The organism is Phenylobacterium sp. (genome assembly GCF_037968635.1).
In the GTDB taxonomy this organism is placed as follows: Bacteria; Pseudomonadota; Alphaproteobacteria; order Caulobacterales; family Caulobacteraceae; genus Phenylobacterium.
In genome coordinates, this window is the sequence record NZ_JBBKVV010000093.1 from 1 (window position 1) to 23,276 (window position 23,276).

Annotated in this window: 20 protein-coding genes; 19 read left to right on the forward strand and 1 reads right to left on the reverse strand. The window is 66.1% G+C overall.

The features are described 5' to 3' along the window. The 14 genes from AAC997_RS11215 to AAC997_RS11280 all read left to right on the forward strand — a co-directional run. The coding region (locus AAC997_RS11215; protein WP_340645785.1) for an NADH-quinone oxidoreductase subunit J at nt 1-240 on the forward strand (240 nt) is incomplete at its 5' end. Continuing rightward, nucleotides 240-548 (forward strand): NADH-quinone oxidoreductase subunit NuoK, encoded by a 309-nt coding sequence (gene nuoK, locus AAC997_RS11220; RefSeq protein ID WP_304930304.1) that lies wholly within the window; start codon nt 240-242, stop codon nt 546-548. The genes AAC997_RS11215 and nuoK, both read left to right, overlap by 1 nt. Before the next feature lie 2 nt (nt 549-550). Continuing rightward, nucleotides 551-2,632: an NADH-quinone oxidoreductase subunit L gene (gene nuoL / locus AAC997_RS11225; protein ID WP_340645786.1), complete on the forward strand. Its 2,082-nt coding sequence runs from the start codon at nt 551-553 to the stop codon at nt 2,630-2,632. Continuing rightward, nucleotides 2,629-4,134: an NADH-quinone oxidoreductase subunit M gene (locus AAC997_RS11230; protein ID WP_340645879.1), complete on the forward strand. Its 1,506-nt coding sequence runs from the start codon at nt 2,629-2,631 to the stop codon at nt 4,132-4,134. Before nuoL ends, AAC997_RS11230 begins: the two co-directional genes overlap by 4 nt. A gap of 10 nt (nt 4,135-4,144) precedes the next feature. After that, nucleotides 4,145-5,575 (forward strand): NADH-quinone oxidoreductase subunit NuoN, encoded by a 1,431-nt coding sequence (gene nuoN / locus AAC997_RS11235; RefSeq protein WP_340645787.1) that lies wholly within the window; start codon nt 4,145-4,147, stop codon nt 5,573-5,575. Beyond that, nucleotides 5,576-6,313 (forward strand): biotin--[acetyl-CoA-carboxylase] ligase, encoded by a 738-nt coding sequence (locus AAC997_RS11240; protein WP_340645788.1) that lies wholly within the window; start codon nt 5,576-5,578, stop codon nt 6,311-6,313. 1 nt (nt 6,314) lies between these two features. Next, nucleotides 6,315-7,094 carry a type III pantothenate kinase gene (locus AAC997_RS11245; protein ID WP_340645789.1) on the forward strand — a complete coding sequence of 260 codons (780 nt, stop codon included), beginning with the start codon at nt 6,315-6,317 and terminating at the stop codon, nt 7,092-7,094. Further along, on the forward strand, nt 7,091-8,770 hold the full coding sequence (locus AAC997_RS11250; protein ID WP_340645790.1) for a ribonuclease J: 1,680 nt from the start codon (nt 7,091-7,093) through the stop codon (nt 8,768-8,770). The genes AAC997_RS11245 and AAC997_RS11250 overlap by 4 nt, the downstream gene beginning before the upstream one ends. 122 nt (nt 8,771-8,892) lie before the next feature. After that, nucleotides 8,893-11,181: a CoA transferase gene (locus AAC997_RS11255; RefSeq protein WP_340645791.1), complete on the forward strand. Its 2,289-nt coding sequence runs from the start codon at nt 8,893-8,895 to the stop codon at nt 11,179-11,181. 81 nt (nt 11,182-11,262) lie between these two features. Beyond that, nucleotides 11,263-11,685 carry a methylmalonyl-CoA epimerase gene (gene mce / locus AAC997_RS11260; RefSeq protein WP_340645792.1) on the forward strand — a complete coding sequence of 141 codons (423 nt, stop codon included), beginning with the start codon at nt 11,263-11,265 and terminating at the stop codon, nt 11,683-11,685. Further along, nucleotides 11,685-11,948 (forward strand): DUF1467 family protein, encoded by a 264-nt coding sequence (locus AAC997_RS11265; RefSeq protein WP_340645793.1) that lies wholly within the window; start codon nt 11,685-11,687, stop codon nt 11,946-11,948. The genes mce and AAC997_RS11265 overlap by 1 nt, the downstream gene beginning before the upstream one ends. Before the next feature lie 281 nt (nt 11,949-12,229). Continuing rightward, nucleotides 12,230-13,543 (forward strand): proline--tRNA ligase, encoded by a 1,314-nt coding sequence (gene proS, locus AAC997_RS11270; RefSeq protein WP_340645794.1) that lies wholly within the window; start codon nt 12,230-12,232, stop codon nt 13,541-13,543. Then, on the forward strand, nt 13,540-14,829 hold the full coding sequence (locus AAC997_RS11275; RefSeq protein WP_340645795.1) for a lipoprotein-releasing ABC transporter permease subunit: 1,290 nt from the start codon (nt 13,540-13,542) through the stop codon (nt 14,827-14,829). Before proS ends, AAC997_RS11275 begins: the two co-directional genes overlap by 4 nt. Continuing rightward, entirely contained in the window at nt 14,822-15,526 is a 705-nt protein-coding gene (locus tag AAC997_RS11280) for an ABC transporter ATP-binding protein (RefSeq protein WP_340645796.1), read from the forward strand. The genes AAC997_RS11275 and AAC997_RS11280 overlap by 8 nt, the downstream gene beginning before the upstream one ends. Nucleotides 15,527-15,571: 45 nt before the next feature. Here AAC997_RS11280 and AAC997_RS11285 read toward each other — a convergent pair whose 3' ends face one another. Beyond that, a complete protein-coding gene (locus tag AAC997_RS11285; protein WP_340645797.1) occupies nt 15,572-15,781 on the reverse strand; it encodes a hypothetical protein in 210 nt (69 codons plus the stop codon). Nucleotides 15,782-16,479: 698 nt separating this feature from the next. On the opposite strand from AAC997_RS11285, the gene dnaE reads away from it, so the two are divergent. The 5 genes from dnaE to pyrH all read left to right on the forward strand — a co-directional run bounded on the left by dnaE (nt 16,480) and on the right by pyrH (nt 23,269). Next, nucleotides 16,480-19,920 (forward strand): DNA polymerase III subunit alpha, encoded by a 3,441-nt coding sequence (gene dnaE, locus AAC997_RS11290; RefSeq protein ID WP_340645798.1) that lies wholly within the window; start codon nt 16,480-16,482, stop codon nt 19,918-19,920. 3 nt (nt 19,921-19,923) lie between these two features. Then, on the forward strand, nt 19,924-20,295 hold the full coding sequence (locus tag AAC997_RS11295; RefSeq protein WP_340645799.1) for a VOC family protein: 372 nt from the start codon (nt 19,924-19,926) through the stop codon (nt 20,293-20,295). Nucleotides 20,296-20,482: 187 nt separating this feature from the next. Next, nucleotides 20,483-21,412 carry a 30S ribosomal protein S2 gene (gene rpsB, locus AAC997_RS11300; protein ID WP_340645800.1) on the forward strand — a complete coding sequence of 310 codons (930 nt, stop codon included), beginning with the start codon at nt 20,483-20,485 and terminating at the stop codon, nt 21,410-21,412. 99 nt (nt 21,413-21,511) lie between these two features. Then, nucleotides 21,512-22,450 (forward strand): translation elongation factor Ts, encoded by a 939-nt coding sequence (gene tsf / locus AAC997_RS11305; RefSeq protein WP_340645801.1) that lies wholly within the window; start codon nt 21,512-21,514, stop codon nt 22,448-22,450. 99 nt (nt 22,451-22,549) lie between these two features. After that, the gene (gene pyrH / locus AAC997_RS11310; protein ID WP_304828350.1) at nt 22,550-23,269 is read left to right on the forward strand and encodes a UMP kinase; all 720 of its coding nucleotides are present in this window, start codon (nt 22,550-22,552) and stop codon (nt 23,267-23,269) included. Nucleotides 23,270-23,276 lie beyond the last annotated feature (7 nt).

The window sequence follows — 23,276 nt, forward strand, 5'->3', positions numbered from 1 at the left end:
GAGATGTCCAATGTCGAGGCCATCGGCCGCGTGCTCTACACCGACTATGTCTACATCTTCCAGGCGGCCGGGATCGTGCTGCTGATCGCCATGATCGGGGCCATCGTCCTGACCCTGCGCCACAAGCCCAATGTCAAACGTCAGAACATCGCCCGCCAGGTCGGACGCGATGCCAAGACCGCCATGGAGGTCAAGTCTGTGACCACCGGTGCCGGCGTTACCCCTGAGGATCTGGTCTGATGGACATCACCCTGCAGCACTATCTGGCGGTGGGCGCGATCCTGTTCACCATCGGCGTCTTCGGCATCTTCGTGAACCGCAAGAACGTCATCATCATCCTGATGTCGATCGAGCTGATCCTGTTGGCCGTGAACATCAATTTCGTCGCCTTCTCGGCCTATCTCAACGACGTACAGGGGCAGATCATGGCCATGTTCGTCCTGACCGTGGCCGCGGCCGAGGCCGCCGTCGGCCTGGCCATTCTGGTGACCTTCTTCCGCAACCGCGGCGACATCGCGGTTGACGATGCGTCCGTGATGAAGGGCTGACCGTGGATCTCGCGCTACTCGTCACCCTCGGCGTCTTCGCCCCGCTGCTCGGCGCGGTCATCGTCGGCCTGAGCGGTCGCCGGCTCGGTGACCTCGTGTCCAGGTCGATCACCACCGGCCTGCTGTTCTTCTCGTGCGCCGTGGCCTGGATCGTGTTCAGCCAGTGGACCTGGGGCGGGCTCGAGGCCTTCACGGTCGAACTGTTCCCCTTCATCAACGTCGGCGATTTCCAGTCGGTCTGGTCGATCCGCATCGACGCCCTGTCGGCGACCATGCTGGTCGTGGTCACCAGCGTGTCGTCGCTCGTGCACCTGTATTCCTGGGGCTATATGGCCGAGGACCCCGACAAGCCGCGGTTCTTCGCCTACCTCTCGCTGTTCACCTTCGCCATGCTGGCGCTGGTCACCGCCGCCGACTTCATGCAGCTGTTCTTCGGCTGGGAAGGGGTGGGTCTCGCCAGCTACCTGTTGATCGGCTTCTGGTACCACAAGCCCACGGCCAACGCGGCCTCCATCAAGGCCTTCGTGGTCAACCGGGTGGGGGACTTCGGTTTCGCCCTGGGCATCATGACCGTCTACTGGATGTTCGGCACGATCCAGTTCGCCGAGATTTTCCCGCGGGTCACGGAATTCGCGACCACGGGCTGGTTCTTCGCCGGCCAATGGTTCCACGCCGTCGACCTCGCCTGCGCTCTGCTGTTCGTCGGCGCCATGGGCAAGTCGGCCCAGTTCTTCCTGCACACCTGGCTTCCGGACGCCATGGAAGGCCCGACCCCGGTCTCGGCCCTGATCCACGCCGCCACCATGGTGACGGCCGGGGTCTACATGGTCTGCCTGCTGTCGCCGATGTTCGAATACGCTCCGGTGACCAAGCAGATCGTCACGCTGGTCGGCGCCATCACCGCGCTGTTCGCGGCCACGGTGGGTCTCGCTCAGAACGACATCAAGCGGGTCATCGCCTATTCGACCTGTTCCCAGCTCGGCTACATGTTCTTCGCCGCCGGCGTGGGCGCCTATCAGGCGGCGATGTTCCACCTCTTCACCCACGCCTTCTTCAAGGCGCTGCTGTTCCTGGGCGCGGGTTCGGTGATCCACGGCATGCACCACGAGCAGGACATGCGGAAGATGGGCGGTCTTTGGAAGTATCTGCCGGTCACCTACGCCGTGATGACCATCGGGACCCTGGCCATCACCGGTTTCGGCATCCCCGGCACCGACCTGGGCTTCGCGGGCTTCTTCTCCAAGGACACCATCATCGAGGCGGCTTACGCCGCGGGCGAGAACAACCCGGTGGCCTTCTTCGCATTCCTGGTCAGCCTCAGCGCGGCGGGCCTCACGGCCTTCTATTCCTGGCGCCTGGCCTTCATGACCTTCCATGGCAAGCCGAAGTGGGCGCATGACGACCACGCCCATGCTGATGCGCATGGCGCCGACGACCATGCCAGCCACGCCCAGATCGAGACCCACAGCGAGCCGCTGCCGGACGATCATCACGACGCCCATGGCCATGGGGACCACAAGCCCCACGAGAGCCCGCTGGTGATGCTGGTTCCGCTGGTGCTTCTGGCGGTCGGCGCCCTCTTTGCGGGCTACGCCTTCGTGGAATCCTTCGTCGGCGAGGAACGCAACGCCTTCTGGCGCGGGGCCATCTTCAACGCCCCCACCAACCATATCCTCGAGCACGCCCACCACTCGCCGACGTGGCTGCATTGGGCGCCGCTGGTGGTCTCGGCGATCGGCTTCGGCGCGGCCTGGTTCTACTATATCGCCAACGAGGGCATGGGCGCGCGGATCGCCGCCAAGAAGGGCCCGCTGTGGAGCTTCCTCTACAACAAGTGGTACTTCGACGAGATCTATGAAGCGACCTTCGTGCGCGCCACGAGACTGTTGGGCGACCTGTTCTGGAAGGTCGGCGACCAGAAGATCATCGACGGCCTGGGCCCCGACGGGGTCTCGGCGGTGTCCTACGACATCGGTCGCAGGGCGGGTCTCGCGCAGACTGGCTACGTCTATCACTACGCCTTCGTCATGCTGTTGGGCGTGCTGGGTCTGCTGACCTTCGCCGTCTTCCAGTGGCAGGCCTGAGGGGGAGTGAGATCATGACTGGCCTGCTTTCCCTGATCACCTTCGCGCCGCTCATTGGCGTGGCCGCGATCCTGGTCCTGCGCTTCTTCGCCAAGACCGAGGACGAGAAGACCGTCAGCGCCGGCAAGTGGATCGCCTTCGTCACCACCCTGGCGACCCTGGCGCTCGCCATTCTGCTGGTGGCCGAGTTCGACCCCGCCAATCCGGGCTTCCAGTTCGTCGAAGACGCCAACTGGTTCGCCGGCATTCATTATCGGATGGGTGTGGACGGGATATCGATCCTGTTCGTGCTGCTCACCGCCTTCCTGATGCCGATCTGTATCGCGGCGTCGTGGAAGTCGATCGAGACGCGCGTGCTCGAATACATGATCGCCTTCCTGGTCCTGGAGGCCCTGGTGATCGGCGTGTTCTGCGCGCTGGATCTGGTGCTGTTCTACGTCTTCTTCGAATTCGGCCTGGTGCCGATGTTCCTGATCCTCGGCATCTGGGGCGGCAAGCGCAGGGTCTACGCGGCCTTCAAGTTCTTCCTCTACACCCTGCTGGGCTCCGTCCTCATGCTGGCGGCCATCCTCGGCATGATCGGGATCGCCGGGACCTCCTCGATTCCGGCATTGATGGTCTACAAGTTCGACCCGGCTCTGCAGACCTGGCTGTGGTTGGCCTTCTTCGCGTCCTTCGCGGTGAAGATGCCCATGTGGCCGGTCCACACCTGGCTGCCCGACGCCCACGTCGAGGCGCCCACCGCGGGCTCGGTGATCCTGGCCGGCATCCTATTGAAGATGGGCGGTTACGGCTTCCTGCGCTTCAGCCTGCCGATGTTCCCCCAGGCCTCGGAGTACTTCACGCCGCTGGTCTTCGCGATGAGCGTCATCGCGATCGTCTACACCTCGCTCGTGGCTTTCCGTCAGACCGACATCAAGAAGCTGATCGCCTATTCGTCGGTCGCCCACATGGGCTTCGTGACCATGGGAATCTTCTCGGGCAATGACGCCGGCGTTCAGGGCGCGATATTCCAGATGCTGAGCCACGGGGTGATCTCCGGCGCGCTCTTCCTCTGTGTCGGCGTGGTGTACGACCGGATGCACACGCGTGAGATCGCCTTCTACGGCGGGCTCGTGAACCGCATGCCCTGGTACGCGGCGGTCTTCATGCTCTTCACCATGGGCAATGTCGGCCTGCCGGGCACCTCGGGCTTTGTCGGCGAGATCCTGACCATGACGGGCGCCTATGGCGTCTCCACCTGGACCGCGATCTTCGCCACCACCGGCGTGATCCTCTCGGCGGTCTATGCGCTGAGCCTCTATCGCCGCGTCATCTTCGGGGAACTGACCAATCCGGCCCTGGCTGAGATCGGCGATCTCGACTGGCGGGAGGTGGCGATCTTCGCGCCGCTGATCGCCTCGACCCTCTATCTCGGTATCTATCCGGCCGCCGTCTTCGACCTGACCCAGGCGTCGGTCGACAACCTCGTCGCGCTCTACAGCGCGGCCACCGGCGCCTAGGGGCCTGTCCATGACCTTCTCCGCCGATCTCGCCCTCGCCGGTCCCCAGCTCACCCTGGCCATCGCCGCCCTTGTGCTGCTGGTCTTCGGGGCCTTCGCGCCCCGCGCCACGAATCTGATGACCCTCGGCTCGATCGGGGCCCTGGCGATCGCCGCCTACTACGCGGCCTTCGGGACCCAGGGCCGCGGCTTCGCGGGCGGACTGGTGGCTGATGACGCCTCGGCCTTCAGCCAGGTGGCGATCTTCATCGCCAGCGCCATCGCCATTCCTCTGGGCCAGAAATGGTTCGCGCAGCGCGGCATCCGTAACTTCGAGTTCCCGGTCCTGATCCTGCTGGCCGCGCTCGGGATGGCCATGATGGTCTCGGCTGGCGATCTGATCTCGCTCTATATCGGGGTCGAGTTGCAGTCCCTGGCCCTCTACGTCCTGGCCGCCATGCACCGAGACGACGCCAAGGCGTCGGAAGCGGGCCTTAAATACTTCGTGCTGGGGGCGCTTTCCTCGGGCCTGCTGCTGTATGGCGCCTCGCTGATCTACGGCTTCGCCGGCTCCACAAAGTTCGACGACATCGCGGTTGCGGTCCAGGCCGGGGCGGGGACCGGCGTGCTGTTCGGCCTGGTCTTCCTGATCTGCGGCCTGGCCTTCAAGGTCTCGGCCGCCCCGTTCCACATGTGGACCCCGGACGTCTATGAAGGCGCGCCCACCCCGGTCGTGGCCTTCTTCGCTGGCGCGCCCAAGCTCGCCGCCATGGTGCTGTTCGCGCGCGCCTTGAGCGAAGGCTTCCACGGCGCCTCGGCCCAGTGGAGCCAGGTGCTGGTGATCATCGCCCTGCTGTCCATCGGTGTCGGCGCCTTCGCCGGTCTGGCCCAGAGCAACCTCAAGCGCCTCTGGGCCTATTCCTCCATCGCCAATGTCGGCTACGCGGTCCTGGGCCTGGCCTCGGGCACCGCCGAGGGCGTGCAGGCCATGTTCGTCTTCATGGTCCTCTACATGGTCGACGTGACCGGCTTCTTCGCCTGCCTGGCCGCCCTTTCCCGGTCCGGCAAACCGATGGAGACCATTGAGGACATGGCCGGCCTGATGAAGGAACGTCCGGGCATCGCGCTCGCCATGACCGCGTTTGCGCTGTCGGCCCTGGGGCTGCCGCCGTTCTCCGGCTTCTGGGCCAAGTTCTACGTCTTCAAGGCCGCGATTGACTCCGGTCTTGGCGTCGCCGCCGTGCTCGGTCTGGTGGGCAGCGTCGTGGCCGCCTTCTACTACCTGCGGCTGATCAAGGTGATGTGGTTCGACGGCGGCGTCGGCGGCACGGACGCCCCCCCGGCCGAGGCCAGGACCATCGCCATCGCCGCGGCCCTATTCTCCTTCCCCCTGGTGCTGGGCGCCCTGGTCTTCATCGACCCGCTGGCCAAGGCCGCCGCGGCCGCCTTCGGCCTGGTCTAGGTGCCGGTCCCGCCGATCGAGTCCTACGACGAGATTGACTCCACCAATGCCGAGGCGCGTCGCCGCGCCGAGGCCGGCGAAACCGGTCCGGTCTGGATCACGGCGCTCACCCAGACCGCCGGCCGTGGCCGCCGCGGCCGTGACTGGCAGACCAAGGTCGGCAACCTCGCCGCCACGCTGCTCTTCTCCACCGACAAGCCGGCGGGGGAGGCGGCCCAGATCTCCTTCGTCGCCGCCCTGGCCGCCGCCGATCTCGCCGAGACCTGCCTTGGTCCCGGCGCGGCCACGGTGAAATGGCCTAATGACCTGCTGATCCATGGCCGAAAGGCCGTCGGCATCCTGGTGGAGTCCGGTCCGCTGCCGAATGGCGGTCTCTGGCTGGCGGTCGGCATCGGGGTCAACCTCGCCCACGCCCCGCAGGATGTCGAACGCCCGGCCGCCGCCTTCGGCGAGTTCATGTCGGGTCCGCCCCCGTCGCCGCGCGCGGCGCTGGACGTGCTCGCCCAAGCCTTCGAGCGCTGGCGCTCGGCCTGGGAGCGGGAAGGCTTCGGCGCCATCGCCAAAGGCTGGACCGCGCGCGCCCACGGCCTTGGACAAGCTTGTGAGGCGCGCCTGCCAAACCAGACCCATCGCGGTGTCGCCGAGGGACTGGATCTGGATGGAGCGTTGCGCCTGCGACTGGACGACGGCGTGGTTCTGCGCATAACGGCCGGCGACGTTTTCTTTGGAGAGGCCTGAGATGCTGTTGGCCATCGAGCAGGGCAACACCAACACGTTGTTCGCCGTGCATGACGGCGCGACCTGGATCGCCCAGTGGCGCGCCGCCACCGACTCCAGCCGTACCGCGGACGAGTATGCTGTCTGGCTGTCGCAACTCCTGAACATGGCGGGGCTGCAGTTTGGCGTGCTGGACGCCTGCATCATCTCCAGCGTGGTGCCGCAGTCGATCTTCAACCTGCGTAATCTCTCACGCCGCTACTTCCACGTTGAGCCCCTGGTGATCGGCGAGAACGCCGAATTGGGTATTCCCGTGCGCATCACCAAACCCGCAGAGGCCGGGGCAGACCGTCTTGTGAACGCAATTGGCGCGCATATCGTCTATCCGGGCGACCTCATCGTCATCGACTCCGGCACCGCCACCACCTTCGACGTGGTCGCCGCAGACGGAGGCCTGGAGGGCTGCGCCATCGCACCTGGGATTAACCTCTCCATGGAGGCGCTGCATGCCGCGGCGGCGAAACTGCCTCGGGTGGCCATCCAGCGCCCTGAGCATGTCGTCGGCAAGGATACGGTTGAAGCCATGCAGGCTGGCGTGTTCTGGGGGTATATCGGTCTCATAGAAGGTCTCATCGCCCGCATCAAAGCCGAGTGGGCCCGTCCCATGACCGTCATCGGCACCGGCGGCGTCGCCTCGCTCTTTCACGGCGCCACCAGCGCCATCGATCATTTTGATCCCGATCTCACCATTCGTGGGATGCTTGAAATTCACCGCCGGAATCCGGCGAAGGCTAGTCTGTGAAACCCAAATCCGACGACGAACTCGTTTTCCTGCCGCTCGGCGGCTCGAACGAGATCGGCATGAACTTCAATCTCTACGGCTACGGCCCACCCCATGCGCGCAAGTGGATCGTGGTGGACCTTGGCATCACCTTCGGCGATCAGACGACGCCGGGCGTCGAGATCATCCTGCCCGACCCGACTTTCCTGGAGGCGCACAAGAAGGACATCCTCGGGATCGTCCTGACTCACGCCCACGAAGATCACATCGGCGCGGTTGCGCGTCTGTGGCCACGCCTGCGGGGGCCGCTCTACGCCACGCCTTTCACTGCCTTCCTCTTGCGCGAGAAGCTGCGGGAAAACCCGGCCGCCGCCGATGCGGTGATCACCGAGGTGCCGCTCGGCGGCAAGGTGACGCTCGGTCCTTTCGAGATCGACCTGATCACCCTGACCCATTCGATCCCCGAGCCGAATGGTCTGGCGATCCGCACGCCGCTGGGCACGATCCTGCACACCGGCGACTGGAAGATTGATCCGGACCCGGTCCTGGGCAGCGTCACCGATGAGGACGCCATCAAGAAGCTGGGCGACGAAGGCGTCCTGGCCATGGTCTGCGACTCGACCAACGTCTTCGTGGACGGGACAGCCGGCTCAGAGGCCGATGTCCGCGACGCTCTAGGCGATTTGATCAAGGGCCTACACCACAAGGTGGCGGTGGCCTGCTTCGCCTCCAACGTGGCGCGCATGGACTCCGTGATCCGCGCCGCCGAGGCCGCCGGCCGTCGTGTCTGTCTTGTCGGCCGCTCCATGCACCGCATGTCGGCGGCGGCGAAGTCCGTCGGCATGATGGCCGACCTGAAGCCCTTCATCGCCGATAACGAGGCCCGCGACTTCGCTGAAGACCGCATCCTCTATCTCTGCACCGGCAGCCAGGGCGAGGCCCGCGCGGCCCTGTTCCGTATCGCCGACGGTTCCCACCCCTTCGTGAAGCTGGGTCAGGGCGACGCCTGCATCTTCTCCTCCCGCGTGATCCCGGGGAACGAGGTGCCGATCCGCGCCCTGCAGAACCGCCTCGCCGACCGTGGCGTGCGCCTCTACACCGAACGCGACCACCCAGGCATCCACGTCTCCGGCCACCCGTGCCGCGACGAGCTGGCCCAGATGTACGCCTGGGCCCGGCCCGAGATCGCCGTCCCCACCCATGGTGAGCGCCGTCATTTGCTGGAACACGCCGCCTTCGCCAAGGACCTGCAGGTCCCGCAGACGGTCTCGCCCCGCAACGGCGACATGGTCCGCCTAGCCCCCGGCCGCGCCGAGATCATCGATGAAGTCCAGGCTGGTCGCATCTATGTCGATGGCGGCATGCTGACTCCGGAGAACGGCGACGCTCTGCGCGAACGCCGCCACGCCGCCTTCAACGGCATGCTGGCCGTCTCCGTCGCCCTCGACCCACGCGGCAAGATCGTCTCCGGCCCACAGGTCCGGGCCCTGGGCCTTCCCGCCGAGGACGACTATCCGATGGAGGACATGATGGACGACCTGGCCGACGAGGCCGAGCGCGCCATGGATCGTCTGAAGGGCAATGAGCGCGACGACGACGAGGCCATCGAGAAGGCCATCTCGCGCGCAGTGAAGAAGGCCAGCCAGCGCGTCTGGGGGCGGCGTCCCGTGGTCGAGACCACGGTGCTGAGGATCTAACTTCCCGACCGCCCGGACTTGTTTCGAGGCTCGGCTATGGTTTGATGTCTCCCGGCTTGCCGCCTCGCGAGCCTCGCGAGGGCGCGCGTCACGACGCGCCCCGCGCCAGGGAGGGCGTCCAAATGTCCGCATTCGCCGGCGTCCGCATCGTCGACTTCACCCAAGGCCTGGCCGGACCCATGGCCGCCATGCTGCTAGGGGACTTCGAGGCCGACATCATCAAGGTCGAGCCGCCGGAGGGTGACCGGATGAGGGATCACCCGGGCTACCTCACCTGGAACCGCAACAAGCACCTGCTGACCCTGGACCTGGCGACCGAGGAAGGGATCGCCAAGGCCCGCGAGCTGATCGCCAAGGCGGATGTCGCGATCTTCGACCATGCGCCCGGCAAGCTCGAGGCCCTGGGCCTGGACGCGCGGACCATCACCGAAGCTCACCCCCATCTGATCCACGCCTGGATGCCGCCCTATGGGACCACGGGGTCCTGGAGCCAGCTGCCGTCGCATCACAGCCTGTTGACGGCGCTGAGCGGCGTGGCCTTCCGGCAGGGCAGCTATTCCGACCAGCCGATCCATCTGATCCTGCCGCTCTGTCACTACGGGCAGGCGGTGATGGGCGCGGCCGCCATCAGCGCCGCCCTGCTGGAGCGCCACCGCAGCGGCAGGGGCCAGGCGGTCACGGTCAGCGGCCTGCACGGCGTGTCCGAGGTGACAGGACCTGTGCGCGTGCTGGCCGACCCGCCCCTTCCACGTGGCGCGCCGCTGGGAGCCTCGCCCAGCTACCGGCTCTATGAGTGCGGCGATGGACATTGGTTCTTCCTAGCGACCCTGTTCGTGGCCTTCTACCACCGCGCCATCCAGGCGCTGGGGCTCGGTGATCATTGGGAGACCTTCGCCTCCGATCCGCTGCTTGCCCGCGAGGCCCTGAAGGCGGTGTTCAAGACCCGGCCCCGCGCCGAGTGGCTGGAGCTCCTCCAAGCCAACGGCGTGCCCTGCGCCCCTGTGGGCCCGCGTGAGCCCTGGTTCGCCGGCGACGCCGTGGCCGCGGCCGAGGCTCGCGTGACTCTCGAGCATCCCGACTTGGGGCCGGTCCATATGCCCAATGTGCCCTCGCGCCTGTCAGTGACGCCCGGCTCGGTCCGCCACCTGGCCAAGCCGCTCGACGGCCATGCGTGGCCTGAACGCCCGAAGCCAGCGCCCACGGGCGTCAATGAGGGCCCGCAGCCGTTGTCGGGGATCAGGGTGTTGGACCTGGGCACGGTGATCGCAGGAGCCCATGCCGGAGGCGTTCTGGCCAATCTTGGCGCCGACGTTATCAAGGTCGAACCCATTGAGGGCGACCCCTTCCGCAGCAACGGCGGCGGCTTCATGGCCTATAGCCGGGGCAAGCGCGGACTGGGCATCGACCTGAAGCAGTCCGCCGCCCGGGAGATGTTCTTCGACATGGTGCGCGGCGCCGACGTGATCCTGGACAACTACCGTTTCGGGGTTCGCGAGCGCCTGGGGATCCACTACGCCGCCGTGAAGGCCATCAATCCGCGTATCGTCTCCTGCTCGATCAACGCCTATGGCGACAAGGGCGCGCGCGCCGTTCTGCCGGGCTTCGATCCTCTGCTGCAGGCGGAGGGCGGGATGATGGCCGCGCAAGGCGGGGAGGGCGAGCCCGTCCTCCACACCATCCCGGTCAATGACGTGGCCACCGCCGCTGTGGTCGCCTTCTCGATCATCGCCGCGTTGAACGCCCGGGAGAAAACCGGAGAAGGGCAGGAGATTTCCACCAGCCTGATGGCTCAGAGTCTCACCTTCCAGCTTGGCGAAGTCACCACCTATGTAGGTCGGCCGGCCAACGATGTCGGGGCCCAGGACTGCCTCGGCGTCCGCGCCCTGCACCGCTATTACCAATGCGCCGACGGCTGGATCGCCGTGGTCTGCGAGACCGAGGCCGAGGCCGACAGCGTCTGCGGGGTGCTGCGCATTCCCCTTCCGGACAATGCGCTCGTCGCCTCGCGGGACGGCCATCTTGCCCGCGCCCTGGAACTCGCCTTCGCGACGCGCATGCGCGACAGCGTCATTGAGGAACTACTGGCCCAGCACGTGCCCTGTGCGCCGGTCTTGCGTGGTTACGAGGCCTTCGACAGCGAATGGCTGTGGGAGAACGACGTCTTCGAGGTCTGGCGGCACCCGCGCCTGGGGGACATGCTCAGCGTGCGCGCCTATGCCGACTTCGCCCGCGGCTCCAGTGGCTTCCAGCGCCCGACCCCGGACCTTGGCCAGCACAGCGGCGAGCTGTTGGAGGAGATGGGCTATTCGCCGGCCCGAATCGCAGAGCTGCTGGCCGCCGGCGCCATCTTCGGCCCCGCCGCCAACCTGGCCCACCTGCGCGATGGAGGGACGGCGCTCTTTACGCAATAGGCGACGCCGCGTCGCACAGACCGTTCCCCTAACCCGGCGGAAGTCGTCTATACCGCCCTCGCAAATCGCGAGGCGGACGGCATGATTGGAAAACTGAACCATGTGGGGGTCGCCACGCCCTCGATCGACGAAGCGGTGAAGGTCTATCGCGACCTGCTGGGCGCGACCTCCATCGGAGAGAAATTCGCCCTGCCCGAACAGGGCGTCTGGGTCTGTTTCGTCGACACCCCCAACAGCCAGATCGAACTGATCGAGCCCTATGGGGAAGCCTCGCCCATCCACGGATTCCTGGCCAAGAACCCGTCGGGTGGCCAGCACCACATCTGCTTTGAAGTACCCGACATCCTCGTGGCGCGTGACGACATGCGCGCCAAGGGCGCGACGGTCCTCGGAACCGGCGAGCCCCGCATGGGCGCTCACGGCGTGCCAGTGATCTTCATCCATCCCAAGAACATGGGCGGCGTCCTGGTCGAGCTCATGGAAACCCCCAAGGAAGCCCATTGATGACCTGGTTCACCGGCATCGCGATCTATTTCACCATCTGGTGGACCGTGCTGTTCGCGGTTCTGCCCATCGGCGTCGTCAGCCACGCAGAAGCCGGCATCGACAAGGGTGACGGAGGCGATCCGGGTGCGCCCGTCGATCCGAAGATCAAGAAGAAGTTCATCACCACCACCTGGATCTCGGCGATCGTCTTCTCGGGGCTGTGGCTGCTGCTCCACTTCCGGGTGATTCCGCTGCCGAACCTGCCGTCTGGCCTGGGCTGATTGCTCAGCGGGGCAGCGCCGCGCGTCGCGCGCGCTTAAAGATTGGGCGAAACCTATGGGGCGGCCCAGGTCACGCGTAACGCCTTCGCCGGGCGGCGTAACGCAGGTTACCAAGAGTCACATCGCGGGCAGCCAAAAGCCGCTCGTGGCGTTTTCCCCGAAGACGAGAAGGCCGCCCGCCTCCCTGGGCGGCCTTCTTTTCATCCAGCTTCGTTGCCAAGGTCCAAGCGCAGCGGCTATCACGGCCGTTGATCTGAACCTCGTCCGGGAATCTCCGCCAGATGCGTCTTTCGCGTTACTTCATGCCGACGCTTCGGGAAGCTCCCTCCGACGCCCAGGTGGTCAGCCACCAACTCATGTTGCGCGCCGGCATGATCCGCCAGGAAGCGGCGGGCATTTATGCTTGGCTGCCGCTCGGCCTGCGGGTTCTGAAGAAGATCGAACAGATCGTCCGCGAGGAAATGGACCGGGCGGGCGCCATCGAGGTGCTGATGCCCACCCTGCAACTCGCCGACCTGTGGCGCGAGAGCGGTCGCTATGAAGACTACGGCGACGAGATGCTGCGCATCACCGACCGCCACAAGCGCGACCTGCTCTACGGTCCCACGGCCGAGGAGGTGATCACCGAGATCTTCCGCGCCTATGTGAAGAGCTACAAGGACCTGCCCAAGAACCTCTACAACATTCAGTGGAAGTTCCGCGACGAGCGCCGCCCCCGGTTCGGCGTCATGCGTGGCCGCGAGTTTCTGATGAAGGACGCCTATTCCTTCGACGTCGACGAGGCCGCCGCGCGCAAGTCCTACAACCGCATGTTCATCGCCTATCTGAACACCTATGCGCGGATGGGCCTGAACGTGGTGCCCATGAAGGCTGACCCCGGCCCCATCGGGGGCGACCTGTCCCACGAGTTCATCATCCTGGCCGACACCGGCGAGAGCCAGGTCTTCTGCCACAAGGACCTGGTGGAGATGGGGGCGCCCGGCGATGTCGACTGGGACGGCGACCTCCAGCCCCTGGTGGAGCAGCGCACCAATCTCTACGCCGCCACCGAGGAGATGCATGACGAGGCCGCGTTCGCCTTGGTGCCCGAGGACAAGCGCCTGTCGGCCCGCGGTATCGAGGTGGGGCATATCTTCTACTTCGGCGAGAAGTACTCCAAGCCCATGAAGGCCGAGGTGGCCGGGCCCGACGGTCAGAACCACCCCATCCACGGCGGATCCTATGGCGTCGGCGTCTCCCGGTTGACCGGGGCGATCATCGAGGCCAGTCACGACGAGGCTGGCATCATCTGGCCCGACGCCGTGGCGCCCTTCGGCGCGGCGGTGATCAACCTGCGGCCCGGTGACGCCGGGACCGACGAGGTGTCCGAGAAGGCCTACCAGGCCCTGATCGCAGCGGGCAAGGACCCGCTGCTGGACGACAGCGACCAGCGCCCCGGCGCCAAGTTCGCGGCCATCGACCTGGTGGGCATTCCTTGGCAGTTGGTGGTCGGGCCCAAGGGCGTGGCTGACGGCACCGTCGAGATCAAACGCCGCGCCACCGGCGAGAAGCAGACCCTGCCGTTGGAGCAGGCCCTGAAGGTGATCACCGCGTGAGCCAGCAGGCGCTCGGCGGCCGCGGACAACCCTTCGGCCTCTGGGAACGGACCGTCGCGGGCCGTTATCTGCGCGCCAAGAAGAGCCAGGGCGGCGTCGCCCTGATCTCCATCATCTCCTTCATCGGCATCACCCTGGCCGTCGCTGTTCTGATCATCGTGATGAGCGTGATGAACGGCTTCCGCTCCGAGCTGCTCAGCCGGATCCTCGGCTTCAACGGCCACGTCTACGTGGCCGGCGGCGTGCTGCAGACCCCGGCCCGCGACCCGATGGTTATGCGCCTGCGGGCCCTGCCGGGCGTGACTCAGGCCGCTCCGGTCATCGAGGCCCAGGCCATGGCTCTGGGCATGGGCCAGATCAGCGGCGCGATCGTGCGCGGCCTCAGCCCCCCAGACCTCAAGGCCACCAAGATCATCGCCGACAACATCGTCTCCGGATCCCTGGAGGGGTTCGGCGAGGGGGAATACGGCGGCGACCTGATCCTTGTGGGCGACGATCTGGCCAAGACCCTGGGCGTCCAGGCCGGCGATGCGCTCACCCTGATATCCCCCACCGGTGGGGCCACGGCCTTTGGCGCCACGCCGCAGCGCAAGTCCTACACCGTGGGCGGCACCTTCAAGGTTGGGATGAGCCAGTACGACCAGGCCTTCATCTACATGCCTCTGGCTCAGGCTCAGCTGTTCTTCGGCCGCGACGCCGGCGTCGACTTCGTGGAGATGAAGCTGGCCGATCCCGACAAGGCCATGGACATGAAGCCCGAGGTGGCCGCCATCGCCGGCCCGGCCTCCATCGTCACGGACTGGACCCAGAAGAACGCCTCCTACTGGGGCGCCCTGCAGGTCGAGCGGAACGTCATGTTCCTGATCCTGATGATGCTGCTGTTCATCGCGGCGATGAACATCATCTCCGGCCTTGTCATGCTGGTGAAGAACAAGAGCCGCGACATCGCCATCCTGCGCACCATGGGGGCGGGGCAGGGGAGCATCCTGCGCATCTTCTTCATGACCGGCGCCACCATCGGCCTGCTGGGCACGCTCACGGGCCTCGGGATCGGGGTGCTGTTCTGCACCTTCATCGGCGAGATCCAGCAGTTCGTGGAGTGGGCCACCGGCGCCCAGGTGTTCAATTCAGACGTCTATTTCCTGACCCGTGTGCCGGCCAAGATCGACTGGATCGAGGTCGCGGGCATCACCGGCGGCGCCCTGGTCATGACCTTCGTGGCCAGCCTGCCGTCTGCCTGGCGCGCCTCGCGCCTCGATCCCGTGGAGGCGCTTCGCTATGAGTGATCCCTCCAGCCCCAACCAGGTCCTGGCCATCCGTGGCCTGACCCGCACCTACCAGACCGGCGACAAAACCCTGACGGTGCTGGACCAGGCCGATATCGACATCATGCCGGGCGAGGTCGTGGGTCTCATCGGCCCGTCGGGCTCGGGCAAGTCGTCGCTTTTGCACGCGGCAGGCCTCTTGGAACGCCCAACGGCCGGCCAGATCTTCATCGAGGGCCGCGACTGTTCCAACCTCAGCGACCGGGTCCGCACGCGCGTGCGCCTGCACACCATCGGCTTCGTCTACCAGGCCCACCACCTGCTGCCGGAGTTCTCGGCCCTGGACAACGTGGTCCTGCCGCAGATGATCGCCGGGACCCCGCGCAAGGCGGCCCGCGAGCGCGCCTTCTTCCTGTTGGAACAGCTGGGCCTCGCCGAACGGGTCAAGCACCAGCCGGCGCAGCTCTCCGGCGGCGAACAGCAGCGCGTCGCCATCGCCCGGGCGCTCGCCAACTCACCCCGCCTCCTGCTGGCCGACGAACCCACCGGCAACCTCGACCCGCACACGTCAGCAGCCGTGTTCGAGAACCTCTACGCGCTCGCCCGCGCCACCGGCGTCGCGGCCCTGGTGGCGACCCACAACCTCGAACTCGCCCGGCACATGGACCGGGTGCTGGGGCTCAAGGACGGGAAGCTGGAGACGCAGGCGGGGTTTTAGGGGCCACTTGCCGCTATGGCCCCCGTCTATCAACGCTCCGGCTTCCTAGAGTAGCGTGGCGTCGGTCAATTCAGGTGGTGTGCCTTCAGACAACATCGCGTCAAAGGAAATGCGCGTTCCGGTGTTTAGCCCGGAGAGTTGAGCAGACCATTGGCTGTCAAAATAAGCGAAAAAACTGTCACCGCCGGAAGGCGGGTTAATCTGCACCCACAAATTATCGCCACGCATTTCCGCGCCTACCAGCGTACCCGCCAAGCGTATCCGTTTTCCGACGTAGGGACGTACTAGCAGGTCAATCTGGAGACGGGTGCTGTGCTGGCTACGAAGGGCCAGGTACTTATCGGCGACACTCTGGGGCACGTACTCGCCTGAGTTTGGCGGTACGGGAGCTCGCTCCGGTGCCCGACCGGCCATCTCCTTCTGAAGAGGGCCTGGCTCAGCAGTCGAAGTTGGGGCAGATGTGCCTGAAGAGGTTTCGCCCTGGGCCTTATACAAATCTCGCTCTGCCTTGAGCGTTTCAGTCTGATGACTGAAGAGCAACGAAGCAAACCCAAAACCACCAGCGAAGCACAAACTTGCAATGGTCGCTGCTGACCAAGGAGCGGCTCTTACGAGAGGCCATTCCCTTTGAAATTGCCCAAGCATTCGTGCCCCAGCTCGATTCGATCAGCAACCAAGACAAGTCAGTTGGCCTTCTAACGCAAGTCCCGAAGCAGCCGAAGGGGTGGAGTGAGCGCACGGCGGTTTCGCCCCAATGCGAATAGCTGCTGGCTCTTGCCATGAGAACAAAACCAGAATAGGAACATACGCAGAACATTCACAGGGGTGACGTTATGGTTGTTCGTTTGGCGCGGGAATCGCTGGCCTTTGTGTCGGTGGCGGGGTTTGTCTGGATGATGTGTCAGGTCGCGCAACTGGCCGCCTGAGGCTGAGGTTTTAGAGCGGAGGACGGCGTGAGCGGGCAGGGCGAACAAGACGGTTTCGTCCATCTCCGGGTCCGTTCGGCCTATTCGCTGCTGGAAGGCGCCATCAAGGCCGACGCGGTCGGCAAGCTGGCGGCCAAGGCCCACATGCCGGCCGTGGCCCTGACCGACCGGGCCAATCTGTTCGGGGCGCTGGAGTTCTCCGTCGCCACCAAGGAGACCGGCGTCCAGCCCATCGTCGGCGTCGCGCTGCCGGTGCGCGGCATCGGCGAAGGCCCGCCTGAGCGCTGGGCCAAGATCCCTACCATCGTGCTGCTGGCCCAGAGCGAGCAGGGCTATCTGCACCTCTCCGAACTCTCCTCGATGGCCTATCTGGACATCGAGCCCACCGACGAGCCCCAGGTGCCCTGGAGTGCTGTCGTGGAGCGGGCCGAGGGCCTGCTGCTGCTGTCGGGCGGGGTGGACGGTCCCGTCGATCCGCTGATGGCCGCGGGCAAGACCGAGGAGGGCAAGGCGGCCCTGGCGGAAATGCACAGGGTGTTCGGCGACCGCTTCTATATCGAGCTGCAGCGTCATGGCATGGCCGCCCAGGCCGCCGCCGAGCCGGAACTGGTGAGCTACGCCTACGAATTCGACATTCCGCTGGTGGCCACCAACGACGTCTATTTCGGCCCGGCCGAGCTCTACACGGCCCACGAGGCCCTGCTGTGCATCGCCGACGGCGCCTATATCAGCCAGGAGGACCGCCGCCGGGTGACGCCCGAGCACTGGTTCAAGCCGGCCGCCGACATGCGCAAGCTGTTCGCTGACCTGCCCGAGGCCTGCGACAACACCCTCGATATCGCCCGGCGCTGCGCCTTCATGGTCAAGAAGCGCGACCCGATCCTGCCCCGCTTCCCCACGGTCGCCGGCCGCACCGAGGCCGAGGAGCTGGCCGAGCAGGCCCGCGAGGGTCTGCGCAAGCGCCTGCAGGGCCACACCCTCTCCGGCACCGAGCAGGACTACTGGGACCGGCTGGAGCGCGAGATCGGCGTCATCCAGGCCATGGGCTTCCCGGGCTACTTCCTGATCGTGTCGGACTTCATGAAATGGGCCGTGGCCCACGACATCCCGGTCGGTCCGGGCCGGGGTTCCGGCGCGGGCTCCCTGGTGGCCTGGTCGCTGCTGATCACGGGCCTCGACCCCCTGCGTTACGGCCTGCTGTTCGAGCGGTTCCTGAACCCCGAACGCGTGTCCATGCCCGACTTCGACATCGACTTCTGCCAGGAGCGGCGGGAAGAGGTGATCTCCTACGTCCAGCAACGCTATGGCCGCGACCGGGTGGCCCAGATCATCACCTTCGGCACCCTGCAGGCCCGCGCCGTCCTGCGCGACGTCGGCCGGGTGCTGCAGCTCCCGCTCGGCCAGGTGGACCGGCTGGCCAAGATGGTGCCGGCCAACCCCGCCAATCCGGTGACGCTGGCCCGCGCCATCGAGATCGAACCGCGCCTGCGCCAGGCCAAGGACGACGACGAGGCCGTGGCCCAACTGCTGGAGACCGCTCTCCAGCTGGAGGGTCTCTACCGCAACGCCTCCACCCACGCCGCCGGCGTGGTGATCGGTGACCGCCCGCTCACCGAACTGACCCCGCTCTACCGCGACCCACGCTCGGACCTGCCCGCAACGCAGTTCAACATGAAGTGGGTGGAGAGTGCGGGGCTGGTGAAGTTCGACTTCCTGGGCCTCAAGACACTGACGGTCATCGACCGGGCGCTGAAGTACCTGGACAAGCGTGGCGCCCGCGTCGACATGGCCGAACTGCCCCTGGACGACGCCAAGACCTACGAACTGATGAGCGCGGCTCAGACCGTGGGCGTGTTCCAGCTTGAAGGGCAGGGCATGCGCGACACCCTGCGTCAGCTCCGTCCCGGCTCCATTGAGGACGTCACCGCCGTCGGCGCGCTGTACCGGCCCGGGCCCATGGACAACATCCCGTTGTTCATCGACTGCAAGTTCGGCCGCAAACCCGTTGATTACCTTCACCCTTCTCTCGAGGTGGTGCTGAAGGAGACCTATGGCGTCATCGTCTACCAGGAACAGGTGATGCAGATCGCCCAGATCCTGGCGGGCTATTCGCTGGGGGAAGCCGACCTGCTTCGCCGGGCCATGGGCAAGAAGAAGAAGGAGGAGATGGACCAGCAGCGGGCGCGGTTCATTTCCGGCGCGGCGGAAAAGGGCGTCTCGGCCGAGCAGTCGGGCAGCATCTTCGACCTGGTGGACAAGTTCGCGGGCTATGGCTTCAACAAGAGCCACGCGGCCGCCTACGCCCTGATCTCGTACCAAACCGGCTGGTTGAAGGCCAATGCGCCGGCGGAGTTCTTCGCGGCCTCCATGAGCCTCGACATCTCCACGACCGACAAGCTCGCGGTCTTCTACCAGGACGCCAAGAAGTTCGGGGTCAAGATCAGAGCGCCCGACGTCAACCTGTCGGCCGCTGACTTCGATGTGGCGGACGGCGAAGTGCTCTATGCCCTGGGGGGCATCCGCAATGTGGGCCTGCAGGCCATGGAGCATGTGGTGGCCATTCGCGCCGAGGGCGGGCCGTTCAAGGATCTGTTCGACTTCGTCGAGCGCGTGGACCCCAAACAGGTCAACAAGCGCTCGTTCGAGACCCTGGCCCGCGCCGGGGCCTTCGACTCGCTGCATGCCAACCGCGCGCAGATCGTCGGGGCCGCAGATGTCCTGGTGGGCTATGGCCAGTCGGTGGCCGCCGAGCGCGCGTCGTCGCAAGGCTCGTTGTTCGGCGGCGACCAGGTGGAGGCGCAGCGGCCGCGGCTGCCCAAGATCGACACCTGGTCCTCCACCCAGCGCCTGGACGAGGAACTGGCCGCCGTCGGCTTCTACCTCTCCGGCCACCCCATGGATGACATGGTGCCCGCCCTGCGCCGCAAGCGCGTCGACCTTCTGGCCGATGTCCTGCCCAAGGCCATGGCAGGCGCCGAGGCCTTCCGCATGGCCGGCGTCGTGCGCCGCAAGCAGGAGCGGGCCTCAGCCTCCAGCGGCGAGAAGTTCGCCTTCGTCACCTTCTCCGACCCTACCGGCGAGTTCGAGGTGCTATTTCCCCCAGAATCCCTGCGCAACGCCCGCGAGCTGTTGGAGCCTGGCAAGTGCGTCGGTCTGCGCATCCGCGCGAAGGCCAGGGATGGGGAGGTGCGCTTCTTCGGCGACGGCTGCGAGCCCATTGACCGGGCCATAGAGAATGCGGTGGCGGGCCTGCGCGTCCACATCGCTCCGCGCAGCGCAGAGATCGACGCCTTGAAGAAACGCCTCGAAGGTTCGGTGAACGCCCGTGGCGGTGAGGTCATCCTGGTGGCGCCGGTCGAGGGCGGCCGCGAGGTGGAGGTCAAGCTGCCGGGCCGCTTCACCTTGGACAACGCGGTCCGCGGCGCCCTGAAGACCGCGCCCGGCGTGGTCTTCGTCGAGGATCTCTAGGCCTTGCTGGGCCACCTCTCCTTCGGCGTCGCCAACCTGGAGCGCGCCGCGGCCTTCTATGACGCCATCCTCGCACCCCTGGGCTGCGTTCGGGTGTGGTCCCACGCCAAGGGCGCCGGCTTCGGCGCGCTCAACGGTGGCGACAAACTGGCCCTCTTTTCGCAGACTGGCCCCATCACCCCACCTGGCCCTGGATTCCACCTGGCTTTCGACGCTCCCGATCAGGCCGCCGTCGACGCCTTCCATGCCGCCGCCATGGCGCTTGGCGCGGCGGATCGCGGCGCGCCCGGCCTTCGCCCGCATTATGGCGCGACCTATTATGCGGCCTTCATCACCGACCTCGATGGCTACCGTCTTGAGGCGGTTCACCAGTAGGACCGGGCCCGCCTGGCCCCAACCGGCCCTGGCTCTTGTATTTTCAGCCGCTTGGCCCTATATCCGCGCCCATTCCACACGCAGGCGTTTGGCGGTTGGCGGGGAGACATCCCGTCGGTTTCCATTCCGGTCCTCCATCAGGAGGGTTTGTCTGCGGAGGCTAACCGGAAAAAGAGGACCATACGACATGGCGCTTCCCGACTTCTCTATGCGTCAGCTCCTGGAAGCTGGCGCTCACTTCGGCCACCAGACCCACCGCTGGAATCCGAAGATGGACCGCTACATCTTCGGTAGCCGTTCCAACATCCACATCATCGACCTGAGCCAATCGATCCCGCTCCTTCACCAGGCCCTGGTGAAGGTGCGTGAGGTCGCCGCCTCGGGCGGCCGCGTGCTGTTCGTCGGCACCAAGCGTCAGGCGTCCGATCCCGTCGCCACCGCCGCCAAGCGCAGCGCCCAGTATTATGTGAACCACCGTTGGCTGGGCGGCACGCTCACCAACTGGCGCACCGTCTCGGGCTCGATTTCGCGCCTGCGCGAGCTGGAAGGCCTCCTGGAAGGCGGCTCGGAAGGCCGCGCCAAGAAGGAACTGTTGAAGCTGACGCGCGAGCGCGACAAGCTTGAACTGTCCCTGGGCGGCATCAAGGACATGGGCGGCATCCCCGACATCATGTTCGTGATCGACACCAACAAGGAAGCGATCGCGATCCAGGAAGCCCGCAAGCTGAACATCCCGGTTGTCGCCATCCTGGACACCAACTGCAATCCGGACGGCATCACCTATCCGATCCCGGGCAACGATGACGCCGCGCGCGCCATCCAGCTCTATTGCGACCTGATGGCTGACTCGATCCTCGACGGTTTGGCCGCCGGCCAATCGGCCGCCGGTGTGGACCTGGGCGCCTCCGTGGCCCCGATCGAGCCGACCCTGGCCCGCGAGCTGACCCCGGAGCCGGTCGTGACCGAAGCCGAGATGGCCGCGCCTGCCGCTCCGGCGCCTGCCGAGGCTCCGGCCCCGGTCGCTGCTGAACCGACTGCCGTCGAGGCCGCCCCGGCCGCGGCCGAACCGGAGACCACCGCGGCGGAAGCCCCGGCGGCTGAACCGACCGCGACCTAAGAGTAAGTCGGAGGCTCGCCTCTGGCGAGCCGACAACCCTACGACGTGGCGAGGCCCTAGGTGGGTCTCGCCGATCCACTTGATCTGAAGGAGCTCACCATGGCGGAAATCACCGCTGCGCTGGTCAAGGACCTGCGCGAGAAATCCGGCGCGGGTATGATGGACTGCAAGAAGGCCTTGCAGGAAAACGGCGGCGACGTCGAAGCCTCCATCGACTGGCTGCGCACCAAGGGCCTGTCCAAGGCCGCCAAGAAGTCCGACCGCGCCGCCGCTGAAGGCCTCGTGGCTGGCAAGCTGAGCGACGACGGCAAGACCGGCGTGCTCGTCGAACTCAACGCCGAGACCGACTTCGTGTCCAAGAACGACAAGTTCCAGGACGCGGCGCGCGATTGCGCCCTTGTGGCCTTGGAGGTCGACGGCGACGTGGACGCCATCACCGCGGCCAAGACGGCCAAGGGCGAAGTCGTCAGCGATGTGATCACCAACCTGATCGCGACCATCGGTGAGAACATGCGTCTGCGCCGTTCGGCTCGCCTGAGCGTCGCTCAGGGCGCCGTGGCCCTCTACCTGCACAATGCGCAGGGCGATGGCGTCGGCCGCCTCGGCGTGCTCGTCGCGCTGGAAGGCGCTGGCGACCAGGCTGTGCTGAAGGACGTGGGCCGCAAGATCGCCCTGCACGTGGCCGGCACCCCGACCCCGCCGCTGGCGCTCACGGAGGCCGACCTGGACCCCGCCGCCGTCGAGAAGGAAAAGAAGTTCCTCACCGACCAGGCGCTGGAATCGGGCAAGCCCATCGGCGTCGTCGAGAAGATGATCGAAGGCCGGATCCGCAAGTGGCAGGAAGAAGTGGTGCTGCTGAAGCAACCCTTCGTCATGAACCCCGATGTGACGATCGAGCAGCTGATCGCCGACACCGCCAAGGAAACCGGCTCGCCGGTGACCGTGAAGGGCTTCGTGCGCTTCGCTCTGGGTGAAGGCGTGGAGAAGAAGGTCGACGATTTCGCCGCTGAGGTGGCGTCGATGACCGGCCAAGCCTAGCTCAGGGCTTATAAAAAGACGGCCCTGGGGCGCCGTGCGTTCGACGCGCACGGCGCCCTTGGTTTATGTAGATACGCCCAAGATTCTCGAGAGCGCCCCATGTCCGACGCCAAGCCGCGCTACAAGAAGATCCTCTTGAAGATGTCGGGCGAGGTCCTGATGGGCGACGCCTTGTTCGGCATCGACACCAAGACCATTGAGGCGGTGGCCGCGGACATCAAGGAAGTGGTCGACGCCGGGGTCGAGCTTTGTCTGGTGGTGGGCGGCGGCAACATCTTCCGCGGCGTCTCGCTGGCCGGAAAGGGCATGGACCGCGCCAGCGCCGACTATATGGGCATGCTGGCCACTGTGATGAACGCGCTGGCCCTGCAGGGCGCCCTGGAGAAGGCCGGCGTTGACACCCGCGTGCAGTCGGCCATCCCCATGGACGCGGTCTGCGAGCCCTATATCCGTAGGCGAGCTCAGCGCCATATCGAAAAGGGCAGGGTGGTGATCTTCGCCGCGGGCCTCGGCGCCCCGTTCTTCACTACAGACACCCCTGCGGCCCTGCGGACCGCCGAGATGGGCTGCGACGCGCTCTTCAAGGGCACCAGCGTGGACGGCGTCTATACCGCCGACCCCAAGAAAGACCCCAGCGCGCGCCGCTACGAGACCCTCAGTTATCAGGACGTGCTGGCGCAGGACCTGCGGGTCATGGACGCCTCGGCCATCGCCCTGATGCGCGACAACAACGTCCCGATCGTGGTGTTCTCGATCCGCGAGCGGGGGAACTTCATGAAGGTGCTGCAGGGCGAAGGCGTCTTCACCACCATCGCCTGATCACGCC